Below are 14,296 nucleotides of genomic sequence, written 5' to 3' on the forward strand. Positions count from 1 at the left end.
ATCAAATCAATTTAATAATTTATATTGATTTGAATTTTAAAGGAAAATTAGATCTAAAATGAGTATTTATTGTATGTAGAATTACTTTCGCTTATCAATATACTGCCTCAATAACCTTATATTTTCCTTTTCTTTGAAGTAATCATTCATTTTCACATTTGTCAAACTAAATGAAAAGCCAGCATCTTTTAATTTTAGTTGATTAATTACATTTTTAGTTTTATTTGCGGCAATTGGCAGATATACACCATACCTATTTTCGGAAGTTGCAGTCCGTAAAGTAAAAACTGCATAGAATCCTACTAATCCTATGTTGTTAATAGCATGAACCCCTTCATGCTCCTTTTCAAAGGATGTCTGTTTGGTCCAAAACCCTTGTGGATAAATTTGATTTTCTGGATTCAATATTTGCATTCTAACAATATCAAATGCTTCATCTAGTATTAAAGCATAACCAAATTGTTCGAATGCTAAAATGTAGGCTGATTTAAGTAGTGCAACCTCTAACCTATGGATTTCGACTCTACTAGGTTTAAAGTTAACAGTCACTTGAACACCCTTTCTAGTTGAGGATATAAATGACTTTAGTTTTTCTGGATTATTATTCTTGTTTCGATGGATTATAGTTATTTCACGATCCTTGTTGACGCTTATCTCACCTTGAACTTCTGTCCCATTGTTATTAATTTTAGCTAATGCAGTAGTACCAGGAAGAAAAGACTGAACATCAATTTCTAATAACCGCTCTGTTAGATGGAAATCAATGTCATGGCCGCATTTGCTATTGCATTCCTTGCATGTTAATGTATTAGCCTTTCCTCCTAATGATTTTGGCGGAGCATCCTCTAAGGTTAACATATTTGGGGAAGAATCAGAAAGATCCTCTTCAGTAAAAGGACGCAAACAGATTGGACATAAATAGCTATCTTCCTTATAATGAAGATTATTCGGGAGTAAAGAGTGATCTTGCATAAGCTTAAGTTGGGAAACATAGCTTTGAAATATCTTCCTTCTCTTTTCAAATGTTCTACTCATTTTTAAAACATTTAATAATACTCTTTGATATAACTATACCCCCTATCAAACAGTACTTGGTCTTTATGAAGCTGGTATTTTAATAAAGCTTGACGTAATGATTTTTGCACCTCTCGTTCACCGGCAACACTCTTTTGCCAGCCAGGGAAGCTCACTACCCGAACAATAGCGTCTATATCGGTCACAATGCGTTCAACTACTGCCGGAGTTTGTTCCGTTTTTAGTTCCAAGAACAATTCGGTAAGGGCTGCTTTAGGAGTTTTATCCTGTATTTCTTGTTCAGCTTCTTTCTCGGCCTGCACGGTTTCTTTGGCAAGCTTGCAGAGTTCCTTCACAAACTCAATAGAAGTAATCAACCCTTTTTCCGCACGGTCCCGAAGCTCTTCCAGCATTTCACTGAGCTTCTTAAACTTGGGATTGCCTTCGTGCTTTTTAAGTCGCTTGATCAGAATCTTTTCTAATTTTTTGGCATTCTTAGGGTCAGGATTGTTGAAAATGTCTTCAATGACGTCGGCATCCAATATAAATTCTTCCAGTTGGTGAACGTCACCTACGTGGATGTTCTCATGAATGAGCTTGGTGGTCTGAGCCCCTAAAGTCATCCAGAGTAGTTTGCCAATATTGTCAGAGGCAGGACGTACCGACTCAAATACCTGCGACAGCCATTTGTAATCGGACAGATAAAGATTCAGGATATTATCAGGTGAAAGCGACTCCCAGAGTTTGCTAAGGTATTTGTAATCTTTAGCAAAGGCATCTTTCTTCTCATCGGATTTGATGGCGTTTTGGGCTGCCTCTAATCCTTCAAAACCTGTGATGTTTCTATTTACCCCATTGAAGTGAGATAACGCATCTTTGATGGCCTCAGGCAACTTTTCACGCAGTTCAGACAAATTGGTTATGATCTGTTTTACCGATTTCTCGTCAAATTCCAGAGCCTTCGCCATATCATCGAACACGCCAAAATAATCAACTACCCTACCGTAGAATTTTTGTGGGAATAAGCGGTTGGTACGGCAAATGGCCTGTAGAAGCGTATGGTCTTTCAGCGATTTATCCAGGTACATGGTTTGCAAAATCGGCGCATCAAAACCGGTAAGCAGTTTGGCGGTAACAATAAGAAACAGTAGATCGGAAGTTGGATCATTGAATTCGTCTACAATACGCTCTTGCTGTGACTTGTCTACCGCCCACTTTTGCTTGAAATCAAAATCGTCATTGGCCGAGGTGGAAATAACGACTTTACTAGCTTCTGCAGGCAGGTATTTGTCTAGTTCCTGTTTGTACTGAATGCAGGCAAACCGGTCAGGAGTTACGATCATGGCTTTAAAACCATGAGGTGCTACTTTCTCTTTATAGTGACTGGCAATATCCTCTACAATTTTAGCTACCCGTTCCGGCGATTTTAGGAAGGCAGCCATCTTTGCCGATTTTTTGTTCAGGGCATCGGCTTCTTCATCGGTAAGGGCTGCTTCATCTTTGAGAGTTTCGAACAGCTTGTCAATGGTTTCTTTGTCCACGTGCACATCTACCAAGCGCGGCTCAAAGTGTAAAGGCAAAGTGGCACCATCCCGAATAGAATCCTGGAAGGTGTATCGAGATAAATAGCCTCCTTCGTCTTCTTCAGAGCCAAACGCCCAAAAGGTATTTTTATCTGCTTTGTTGACAGGAGTTCCGGTAAGGCCAAACAGGAAAGCATTGGGTAGTGCAGCCCGCATTTGCCGACCTAGATCACCTTCTTGGGTACGGTGCGCTTCATCTACCAGTACTATAATATTCTCGCGGGTATTTATGTTAGGCTTGGCATCCCGGAATTTATGGATCATGGAAATGATGATCTTGCGGGTGTCCTGCTCCAGCATTTTTTGCAACTCGCGTATGCTGTCGGTGGTTTCTACATTAGGCACGTCGGCAGCGTTAAAGGTGCCTGATATCTGCGTGTCCAGGTCGGTGCGGTCTACCAGCACAATAACAGTAGGGCTTTTAAGCTCGGGCATGCGCCTCAGCTTTTGGGCGGCAAAAACCATTAAGAGTGATTTACCGGAGCCTTGAAAATGCCAAATCAAGCCTTTTTTTACCCGACCTTCTTTTACCCGTTCCACAATTTTATTGGCTCCCTCATACTGCTGGAAGCGGGGAATGATCTTCATCCGCTGCTTTTTCTTGTTGGTACTGAACAGCGAGAAATTCTGCAGGAAATCTAGCAGCCGTTTGGGGTGTAGAAGATCACTCATTTCTTTCCCTATCTCACCCAAGCCTAATTGGCGAGCCAAGCTCTGATCTTCGTCTTCTAAGCGCCAGGGTGCCCAGAAGTCTAAAGGAGTGCGGATGCTGCCGTAATACAGTTCTTTTCCTTCGGTGGCAAAGGATAAAATGTTAGGTACAAAAAGCTGTGGTACAGCATCTTCATATACCTTATGTATTTCGTAAGCACCATCAAGCCAACTTACACTGGGGCGTATAGGAGTTTTGGCTTCACCTACTACTACCGGAATACCGTTGATGAACAGCACGATATCCGGAATCTTAGTTTCGCGGTGATGCACCCGGAATTGGTTGGTAATGATGTAACTATTATTAATTAGCTCTTCAAAATCTAACAGCCGAATGGGTACATGGCGGTTGTTCTCGCCGAAGGGCATGGTTTTATCGCCGTTGAGCCATTTAAAAAACTCTTCGTTGGCTTTTACCAGACCGATCTGGTTTACCGAAATAAGAATAGCCCGAAGCTTATAAATTACCTCATCGGCAAGCTCATTTTTAGCAGCTATATCTGGGTTTAGACGAACCAATGCGTTTTTGAGCTCGTGCTCCAGCAGCACTTCGTTTACCGACCGGCTTAGCTCCTCAACAGATTTGTACTGCCATTGCAGACCATAGCCAGAAGACGGTTCTGAAACAGTACCGGTATTCAGGTTCATGCCGCTGAGCTGGTGAATGATGTAATGCTCTACGCTATTTAGTTCGTTAAATCCCATTATTAAAATATTTGATTGATGAGGCTTTTTTGTAAGGCTTTGGAGTTTGAGATTTTTGATTTTACCTTATCAAAAGCATCTTGAAAACATTTAAGCTTAAGTGCAACAAAATTTTGGGTCGAAATATCAGGAATTGGAAGCATTAATTTTCTTACCTCCCCTAAGTTAATACCCTGAACCGCAAGGCCTGTGGTATTAATTTTTATTTGCCTTTGAATAAATTTTGATTCGAGTATTGTTCTTACATAAAGGTGATTAACAGAGCCAATTATGGCTAACCTGGCAGTATCTTGCGTGATATTTGCGCCATCCAAAAACTCAGGAACTTCAGCTATCCTGCCGACTGTTCCTCGAATTGATAACAGCAAATCTCCTTTTTGTAACCGGGATCTTTTGTATGGAGCTTCAATTTCTGGGCTTGTTAGAAGCAAACCTTCCTTTAATATACTTCCATTGGGATAATCTCTTACTTTAATTACAGGAATTCCACCAATATAACCCGTTCCTGGCTTAAGAATTCCATAAGTTATTGGTCTGCTTTTATCAACTATTGACTCTAACTGCTTAAGAGAGTATTTGTCTTTTAAGTCTTTTATGACCTCATCCAAGAATGAATCGTAAAGAGCGGCTTTTTTCTTTTCCACATAACATCCCCTCTCAATTACGTCATGCATGGTCCAGAGTAGGTCGGCCAGTTGGGCTTGCTGTTTTTTGGGTGGAAGTAAGAATTCATATTCAGCTAAATCACGCCATTTAACACGTTTAGACATAGTACCTGCAGCATTTGAATTTGCATAATCCCATAATGCATTAGAATTCATAAGTAAAGCTAAAAACCCAGGCACTACTTTATTATTATCTTCTCTTATAACAATTGCGTCTCCAGAACAACAACCATCAAACTCAACCAAAGAAGCTCTTCTTAGATATGCATTTCTTCTTGCAAATAGTATATCACCAGTTTTAAAGGCTTTTGCAGATGATGATATATTTTCAGTTGAGCTCCAGTTTTTGATTTTTAGATCTCCTGAAATAAAATGTTCAAGACCAACAAATCTTTTATAAACTGACTTTGCTGGATTATCTACTCTTATTGAAATTTCTTCTGCTAAATCACCCAGCTTCGTTATAACCCAGTCAGCTTTATCAATATTCAATATTCTTTCTTCCAACACCAGATTATCCATTCGCTAAAGTTTTAAATAATTCATTCATAGAAGCTTCTAACGACTCAGAACTATTTTCCCATTCATTTAATAAAACCTCGAAAGACTCCTGTTCAATTTCGTTTAGTTTAACAAAGAGTTCTACACTTAGTCTAGCATTATTATCTTCAAGGATTCTTTCATTTTCTACAACTTCCGAGAACTCAACTTCAGAAGTAAATTCTGTATAAGCATTATGGATCCTTTCAATATGCTTTGGATCTAAATAACTAATAGTCTTTTCATTTCTAACCTCTTTTACTGCCTGGATAAACAATACTTTACCTATTCTCTCAGGCTTTTTATTATTATTTGTTATCAACAAACAAGAAGTCATTGACGAATTGTAAAAAAGATTGGGCCCCAATCCTATAACACATTCTACCCGATCTTCCTTAATCATTTTCCGACGCATATCGGCTTCTGCATCTCTAAATAAAATGCCATGCGGCCACAAGGTTATGGAGCGGCCGTCCATTTCATCTAAACTCTTCTGGATATGCTGCTGAAAAGCATAATCGGCACATCCTTGCGGTGGCGTTCCCCAGATATTGCGGCTATAAGGGTCATTATCAAAACTTTTGCGGTCCCAGGCTTTAATGGAGTAAGGCGGATTAGCCAGAATTACTTTAAACTTTTTTAACTCGTCTCGCTCCAGAAAAGCCGGGTTAGCCAGTGTATCGCCACGCACAATGCTAAACTCTTCTATGCCGTGCATAAACATGTTCATGCGGGCAATGGCAGAGGTAATAAGATTGATTTCCTGTCCGTAGAGCTTTAAGGTGCGGTATTCTTTGCCTTCATCCCGCAGGTGCAGAGCACAGTTAAGCAGCAAACCACCTGAACCGCAGGTTGGGTCATAAACACTTTCGCCGGGTTGCGGGTCCATGATCATGGTCATGAGCTTTACCACGGTGCGGTTGGTGTAAAACTCAGCTGCCGTATGGCCGCTATCGTCAGCAAACTCCTTAATAAGGTACTCATAAGCATTGCCCAGCTTGTCATCAGCAACAGCGCTCAGGTTTAGCTTGTGCTTTGAGAAATGCTCAATTAGGTTTATAAGCGTAGCATCAGAGAGCCGTTCCTTATTCGTCCAGCTAGCGTCTCCAAAAATACCATACAGGGTTTCTGGATTAGCTTTTTCAATCTCCCGCATAGCGTTTTGGATCGCCATCCCCACATTGGTAGTGGTTTCCCGTACTTTATTCCAATGAGCATCAGGTGGAACCTGGAAGTGGTGGTGTTCTGCAAAAGATGCATATTCCATATCTCCATTGCTTTCAGCAAGGGCATTTTCAAATTCTTCTTCGTACACATCGCAAATACGTTTTAAGAATAGCAGCGGGAAAATGTATTGCTTGTAATCGCCGGCATCTATGGTGCCCCGCAGTATTTTGGCAGCACCCCAGAGGTATTTTTCTAATTCTTGTTGGGTCATTAAATATAAATAGTTCTAAATTCGTTGTAAATTGATTCAATGAGGACAGTTAGTCCAGATAGATCGGATTTATTTTGATCCGTTTCTCTTAATTCTTGAAATGGTATAACTGTACTTAATTCATAGCCAAAAGACATGTCAAACTGGCTTCTTTTTGATTTTATAATTTTTGCCTCCCATTCACAATCTTTCTTCCAATTGAAGTTGGCATTAAGGGTTTTATCAAAAAGCTGTGAAATTTCGTCCCAATCCTTTCCTCGCTTTTTCCTACCACAATATTTCCAAAAATTATCTTTTGTGTACAGCTCTTCAATCAAGTCTTTTTCAGTAAACCATAAACCAGTAAAATATCTTTGAAAGCTGGTGAATTTAACATGGTAAGCAATAGAAACTTGGTATTGCTTGTTGCCAACTGAGATGAAGTCTTTTGGTTTTGAATCTTGATTAAAAATATAAGCACCTTGAGATTTAGTATTTCCTGGGTAAACTGCAACTATCAAATCTCCATTTTCAGAAATACTAAATAGTATTTCTTGTGCCCAAGGCTGCTTTAAAGATAAGCCTAACCTATTATTGTAATCTAATTTGTTAAATTCTTCCTTTTTATTGAGTTCATTGATTACAGATTCAATTCTTCTATAGATTGCATCAGTATTATCAGGTGATACAGAGAAAATTGAAGGCTCAGGTAGCCATCTGAAATTATGGTTCTTAACCAAATCAATAAAGTCGTTCAAAAATCTATTAGGAGCATTTGTGGCTTTTTCAAAACTATAAGCCTTTACTGCAATCTCCATTAGTTTTTGCCAATTTAAATTTACAGGGACAACAATTTCTTTTAATTCTTCTGTTAATTCATTCTTTTTAAGAATGTTGAACACCTGGTTATATAATTGAGCAGTGCAATCAACATTGTCGCGTTTTGCTTCTATTATAATAACAATCCCGTTTATATTTATTACAATATCACATATTGGGTCATATAGTGTTTCGTAATTTTGATTCCAAAAATGCTCTGGAAGCATTACATATTCACTCAATGAAACAGCAAATATTTTCTCAAAACCATTTATTTCACTACTGTTCTTTTGAATGTTAATTTCAATCTGGTTGAGAGAGCTTAGATCGTTAAAAAATTCGTTTACATATTTAGGGTCAAGGATTGACTTTAGAATTTCATGAAAGAACAAAGAGTCTTCCTGCATACAAATTGCCAAAGCCCTTGTCAAATCATTTTCTAGTTGATAACGTCTATTTTCCTTAGCATAAGTCCGGAATATATTTAGATGGGTATTCATTAAATAAATTGGCTTAATAAAGACTTGAATTTTTCTTCTGCTTTTTGACTCTCCTCCCAAGCCTGCTTCAAATCTGCTAATGCTTCTTCTACAGAAGGTAAATTATCCTCAATAATTTTTTCTACATACAGCGGAATATTGAGGTTAAAACCGTTTTCGGCAATATCATCCAGAGTAGCTACTTTGACAAAGTTCTCTACATTTTCAAAGCCTACATACCAGTCATGTAGCTGTTTCACATGTTTGGGCTCCAAAAAGTTTTGTGCTCGGCCCACCCGCACCTGGTCAGAACCATCTATAAACAGTACCTTCCCTTTTTTATCGACAGTTTTATTTTGCTGAAACACCATCACACAGGCAGCTAATTGGGTGCCGTAGAAGATGTTAGAACCCAAACCAATAACTGCTTCCAATAGATCTTGCTTCAGCAGCGCTTCTCTAATCTTTCCCTCTGCTCCTTTCCGGAACAAAGCCCCATGTGGTAAAACTACCGTCATGCGACCTGTGCTGTTCATGGATTTGATCATGTGCTGCACCCACGCCATATCGCCATTCCCTTTAGGTGGCACCCCTGCAATGTTTCTGCCATACGGGTCACCCGCCCAGTTTTCGCTACCCCAATCATCTAAAGAAAAAGGCGGGTTGGCAATAACACAATCAAAGGTTTTTAGCCCATCAGCTGAGAAGAAAGCCGGATTACGCAAGGTGTCTCCCCGCACAATCTGAAAGTCTTCTATGCCATGCAGAAACATATTCATGCGGGCAATGGAGCTAGAGGTAAGATTTTTTTCTTGCCCGTAAAGGGTAAGTGTTCTGTAATCTTCGCCGCTTTCCTGCAGGTGGTTTACACATTCCAGCATCATACCACCCGTACCGCAGGCAGGGTCATACACGCTTTCTCCTTCGTGCGGGTCAAGTATCAAACCGAGCAAGTGAACTACTGAACGAGGCGTATAGAATTCACCCGCTTTTTTATTCGTTAAATCCGCAAAATGCTTGATCAGGTATTCATACGCCTGCCCCAGAATATCCGGGTCAACCAATGAATTAGATAAGTTGTATTGAGAAAAATGCTCCACCAAGTCAATTAGCAGTCGGTCAGAGAGTTTGTTTTTATTACTCCATTGGGCATCGCCAAAGATGCCATACAGCAGTTCTTGGTTAGCTTGCTCAATACTACGAAAGGCTTTTTCAATGGCTTGCCCTACATTGGTAGTTACCTGCCGCACATCTTTCCAATGGCAACCTTCCGGTATTACAAACCTGTGAAATTCAGGAAGCAACGCATATTCCTCATCCCCTCCTGACTCTTCCAAGGCTTGCTGGTATTCTTCATCATACACGTCAGAGAGGCGTTTGAAAAATAATAAAGGGAAAATATAGACCTTAAAGTCTGAGGCATCAACTGGCCCCTTCAGGATCCAGGCCGCTCGGGATAAGTATTGTTCGAGTTGGGAGAGGGTAAGTTTGTTTTGGGCCATTATTAAGCTATTACTACTCGTTTTACTCTGTTTTTTTGCTCTTCTGTTCGTGTATCGGTGTACTCCTCTATTTCTGCCTGGATTGGCATTTTATCCTGCAGATTATTTTGAGTTACCAAATGAGGTGGTATAAAAACATTATTACCTATTGCATCTGGTTCAAAAAAAGCAAACCCCTTTTGTGGATGTATATTGATTACTTTACCACGAATTAAATTTTTAGATTCTTCTCCCTTTTCTTCTGTATTTATTTCTGACTTCACCCAGTTGCTAGTCATAGGGCTTGAATCTACATACATTTTAAACCACACCAATACATCTATAAGCTGATAAAATACACTTTTAAAAAGGTAAGGAGTTTTTAAAGTTCTTACATGCTCGTCAATGTTAGACCTATGCGACCCAGATTGTGTAACCGACAAAATGTTTCTAAGATAGTTGGCTATTTGTTGTGGTAGGTGGGTGCCTTCCTGGTGAGTGTGCTGTTTATAAATTGAATCTGTGGTATCATATTGTGCTTTCCCGGCAAGGAAAATGCTACTTTGGTTCAATGCCACATTTGGATTTACAAATTCAGAAGGAAGCAAATTGAACTTGTTAAAAGCAGAAAAAAGGTCTTCAACAATTTTCCGAATAGCATTGAAGTGATCATTGACATTCGATTCATTATCAACCTTCAAAAGTTTTAAAATATCCTGACCGGCATATTCGCCAATATATTTTTCGGTGCAGACATCAAAAACTCGTTTATAAGTATGCCGCAGCTGCGTGTCCTCTTGGGAAGCAGCAGCTTGTTTAATATCATTGAAAAGGCGTTCTATTTCTTCATCACTGCCCTTTTTATAAACTTTAGTAAAAGCCTTATTAAAGGTTTTATCTTCATATGCTTCTGCTTGGGCGGTTAGAACAAAAATTACAAACTTCTTTTTTAATTGAAGTATTTGTTCTTTTGCTCTGTGTACAAAATCGGTGTCTTCAGAGTCTTTGACATCATCTTCATTTTCAAAAAATTTTGCGTCTAGCAACACTCCATCATAAAAAGGATAATTTCGTTCCAATTCGCTCATACCGCCATTCAAGGATTTAAAAGAAATAAGGTTAATACCATTCCTTTTGGCTCTGCCTTTTGTAGCTGTGAACGTTTCATGCTCATCGTCTATCCACAAAATATTATAGTAATTTTCTTCCATGCTTAGCTCACTAATTTAATTGGAAATTGAAACTTAAACTTTACGGGGTAAATAGGATCCTCATTTAGAGATAGCTCCCAATCGGGATTGTTAAAATCTGTCGCTATGCGATGAATATCGTATCCTCCCAACCCAGATCCCGCATTTGAGTTAGCTGTAGAGAACTTTGTAATAAATTTCTCCCTATCGAAATTTTTAGGAAAAGGCTTACCATTATTCCTTACTTCAACTAAAAGAATTTCTTCTATTTCTGTTAGTTCAATAACTACCTCATTACCAAGCTCTTTAGTTTCAAATCCATATTTACTGGCATTGGTCAACAGATTGATGAGAATCGTTATAAAAGGAGTTCTGTGGCCATAAATTCCACGCTCTTTGAGTTTCTCGCCTTTCAGAAGAAGCTTCTTGATTTTGAAATTGAAACCATTACCTGAAATGTCATTAATAATATTATTAATATCCGAAAGAGGAATAATATCCTTTTCATATTCGGACAGCACAAAGCCATTCTCTCCTTTTTCAAGTACATCAGTAATGAAGTTTACATCTCTCTTGATCTCTTTAAGAGAAGCTATGATATCGATATCATAAAATTCAGCAAAAGCTTTATTCAAAGAAGCAAAGCTTTCACTTTGAGTACTAAAAAAATGCAACAAGTTGTCTGACCAGTCTAAAATGTTTTGTCTAGGTCTACCTAAAGTATGTTTCAGAGAAGCAAATTCACTAAACTGCTTAACAGAGTTTCCGTGCGCTAAAGCATTTCTCTCTCTCTGAAGATCCTTAAGTTTTCCAGCTAACTCATTAATACCTTCTACTTTAGCCTTTTGCTCTCTAAGAGAAGGTAATTTTATTTTAACCTCCAGTAGGTCTTCTCTTCTAATAAAAGGCATAACTGAAGCCCCCATGCGATATGAGTTTAATTGCTCTTGGACATAATCAGCATGGAGCTCGTTAATTATATAGGCAACATCTACAACCAATTCATCTACTTTGAAAGAAAGAATATCCTGGTTCCTATAAATGGGTTCGCCAGTAAATTCAAAGAGTGTTGGATTAAGTGTTTTCTCCCGCACTGCAAGAAGCAAACACGATTCATTAATCAAATGAATACCAGGCCTCTTCAATGTCGTTTCCTGAACAGAATTAACATCAAGTTTAAAATCTACTTTGGCATTTTTCAGATCCTTAATTCGAACCACCTTTCCTGTGTGTGGCATATTCTCTTTTCGGCCACTGACAAATTCTAGAATATCGCGGAGTTTTACTCCCTCAATATACTTTTGAAAATATTGGGAAACCTGTAAGTCATAATCTAGCTTTTGAATTTCATCGATACCAACAATCCGATCTACTTCATTGTCTGGCTTACTGCCATGCAGCACACTATTTAATCGATATACATTCAGCACCTTCCTACGGGAGCCTTTAGACTCCACAAACTTTGTAGCATCAACAAAGCGAACTTTGCCTGGTAGCTTTTTGACCTTATTGATGACCAGTATAACTAAAGGAATTCCGGTACTTAAAAGAAGTCCGGCTGGCAATGAAATAATAGTCTCTATTAAATCACTGTTCACCAATTCTTTTCTCAAACGATGCTCATACCCTCCTCTGAATAGAAATCCATGAGGCAATACAGTGATGAGCTTGCCTTCAGCAGTAAGAGAATGCACCCCCTTTTCAAGTAAAAATTGTTCAACAGTACGAATGCCTGGTTCAATATCTTTATAACGATTATTCAGGCGTAAACCGTAAGGAGGGTTAGATACAATAAGATCAAATTTCTGAGTAGGATCAGGCCAATTTAGAATAGAATCTTCGCAAACATAACGAGAAGCTCCCGGTCGCTCGTATGCTTTAAGTCGTAATGCTCCTAACGCCCAAGTTTTCCGGTTGAGCTCCTGACCAAAATACTCCTGCCCTTTGTCAAAGAATACACCAAAAGAAGCCAACCCGGCAAATGGGTTAAACACTTTTGAATTTGCAGGTAAATCAGCGAGCCTACAAATTAAGCTGGTCAATTCAAGCGGCTGAATAAACTCTATACCAACTCTGCCCTGAGATTCAGAAATTCTATATAACACGCTATCAAAAACCTCCAAAAAATTTTTTGATAGCACATTTTTGTCTATTCCGCTTAAAATTTGGAAAATTTCCGCTAATCCAGCTGTACTTAACTGCTTTATGGCTGGCTCAAAAAACTTGTATAATGCTCCAAGTTGTTCATCCAAAATGTTTAAATCGGACAAAAAATACTCAAGCTGAAACAATGCTTTTTGATGGTGATGGTTAGTAAGAACCTCCTCTGATACTATTCCATCATTATATGCTGATAGCAAAAACAGCACGACATGGTAATCCTCAGAAGAGAGGCTTTCACTCCTCAGAACATTGAAAATAGACCAAATCTGCTCCTTGATTGCTGCTACAGGATTAATATCTTCCAACTTAAATTCTCTCATCATAAAACAAGTATCTGATTGATGAACCAAAGCTCTGATCCATCTGTGCAGTACAAGTGCATTGGTTAAATATATTTTTTATAAATGATTTCTGCTATGCTTTCAAACCTTTCTCTTAAAGACTCTGGTTCTATGATTTCGATTCCACTCATGTAAGAGAACAAAAGCGCTATGAGCTCATGGTTGACCTGAACATATAGTTCAATAACCACCTGTGAGTCACTTTTACTTTTTATTTTTTGAGAACCATGTAAAGGTTTGCTTTCAATATAGGGCCAAGTTTCGTTAGAGATTGAGATTACCAGTTTTTCAATCGGGGCATCTGGCCGAACTGAAACCCCTACTACATTATCAAAATATTCTTCGAAGTCTATATCTAAGTTTGGTATAAACTTCTCTCTGGACTCCCTGATAAAGATTATGCGGTCAATTGCCAGAATTGAAAGAGATTGATATTCTTCATTCAACCCGAATAAAAACCAGCGATTGTTATACTGCTTCAAATGCCATGGATGAATAACAAAGTCCGAAGCCTTCTCTTGTTTATAGCCCTGATACTTAATTGCTAATGGAAGCTGGTTTTGGATAGCATTGAATAGATCAGTAAAGTGGGTTAGCCCTTTCAAATAAGGGTTCTGCTCAAAACCTACGGCTGTCTGTGTATCACTTTTAAGCTTGAAGGTGTCTTCAAGCCGGATTTGCATTTCTTCTACCCATTCAAACTGTGGCAAACCTTTGAATCGACTAAGAATGGATAGCGTTTCTTTAAGCTGTTCAGCCTCGGATTGATTGATTCCTTGGTTCTTGATGGAGAATGATTTGTCTGAATATCTGTAATACACTCTCTTACCTTCCTTTATCCGTTCTAGGGGAACAGCCCAGCCTTGCTCACTTTCCATAAAAGTGATATCATCAAATACCTGCCTTCTCTTCACGCCATCCTCTATTCCACTGAAATCATAGATAGCGTCATTACATTCCTTTATAAGATCATCAATGAAGAATTTCTTGCCATGATTACTGAAGCATCGGTCTAGGGCATGGTATCTTATGGTTGCATGTTTATTAGTTGCCATGTGAAATAGTTAAACCGATGGTTTGTTTTGAGCGGTTGATGGCCCCATAGTAACTTTTATAGTTGATCGTTAACTTTTTATATAGTTAAACAAGCAGAAAACCCCTTTCACTAAACAAAAAACCTATCATGGC

Annotated in this window: 9 protein-coding genes; all 9 read right to left on the reverse strand. The window is 38.7% G+C overall.

What is annotated here, in order from left to right; translation table 11 throughout:
* Nucleotides 1-81 precede the first annotated feature (81 nt).
* The 9 genes from JT719_RS04785 to JT719_RS04825 all read right to left on the reverse strand — a co-directional run bounded on the left by JT719_RS04785 (nucleotide 82) and on the right by JT719_RS04825 (nucleotide 14,163).
* Nucleotides 82-1,035: an HNH endonuclease gene (locus JT719_RS04785; RefSeq protein WP_207431353.1), complete on the reverse strand. Its 954-nt coding sequence runs from the start codon at nucleotides 1,033-1,035 to the stop codon at nucleotides 82-84.
* 11 nt (nucleotides 1,036-1,046) lie between these two features.
* Nucleotides 1,047-4,013, reverse strand: coding sequence for a type I restriction endonuclease subunit R (locus JT719_RS04790; RefSeq protein WP_207431354.1), 2,967 nt, complete (start codon nucleotides 4,011-4,013; stop codon nucleotides 1,047-1,049).
* 2 nt (nucleotides 4,014-4,015) lie between these two features.
* On the reverse strand, nucleotides 4,016-5,200 hold the full coding sequence (locus tag JT719_RS04795) for a restriction endonuclease subunit S (protein WP_207431355.1): 1,185 nt from the start codon (nucleotides 5,198-5,200) through the stop codon (nucleotides 4,016-4,018).
* A complete protein-coding gene (locus JT719_RS04800; RefSeq protein WP_207431356.1) occupies nucleotides 5,193-6,656 on the reverse strand; it encodes a type I restriction-modification system subunit M in 1,464 nt (487 codons plus the stop codon). The genes JT719_RS04795 and JT719_RS04800 overlap by 8 nt, the downstream gene beginning before the upstream one ends.
* Nucleotides 6,656-7,954, reverse strand: a complete 1,299-nt coding sequence (locus tag JT719_RS04805; protein ID WP_207431357.1) for a hypothetical protein — start codon at nucleotides 7,952-7,954, stop codon at nucleotides 6,656-6,658. Before JT719_RS04805 ends, JT719_RS04800 begins: the two co-directional genes overlap by 1 nt.
* On the reverse strand, nucleotides 7,954-9,435 hold the full coding sequence (locus tag JT719_RS04810; RefSeq protein WP_207431358.1) for a type I restriction-modification system subunit M: 1,482 nt from the start codon (nucleotides 9,433-9,435) through the stop codon (nucleotides 7,954-7,956). The genes JT719_RS04805 and JT719_RS04810 overlap by 1 nt, the downstream gene beginning before the upstream one ends.
* A 2-nt stretch (nucleotides 9,436-9,437) precedes the next feature.
* On the reverse strand, nucleotides 9,438-10,625 hold the full coding sequence (locus JT719_RS04815; RefSeq protein ID WP_207431359.1) for a hypothetical protein: 1,188 nt from the start codon (nucleotides 10,623-10,625) through the stop codon (nucleotides 9,438-9,440).
* 2 nt (nucleotides 10,626-10,627) lie between these two features.
* On the reverse strand, nucleotides 10,628-13,090 hold the full coding sequence (locus JT719_RS04820; protein WP_207431360.1) for an N-6 DNA methylase: 2,463 nt from the start codon (nucleotides 13,088-13,090) through the stop codon (nucleotides 10,628-10,630).
* 62 nt (nucleotides 13,091-13,152) lie between these two features.
* Nucleotides 13,153-14,163 (reverse strand): helix-turn-helix transcriptional regulator, encoded by a 1,011-nt coding sequence (locus JT719_RS04825; RefSeq protein WP_207431361.1) that lies wholly within the window; start codon nucleotides 14,161-14,163, stop codon nucleotides 13,153-13,155.
* Between the last annotated feature and the right edge of the window lie 133 nt (nucleotides 14,164-14,296).

Source organism: Sabulibacter ruber (genome assembly GCF_017355955.1).
In the GTDB taxonomy this organism is placed as follows: domain Bacteria; phylum Bacteroidota; class Bacteroidia; order Cytophagales; family Hymenobacteraceae; genus Nibribacter; species Nibribacter ruber_A.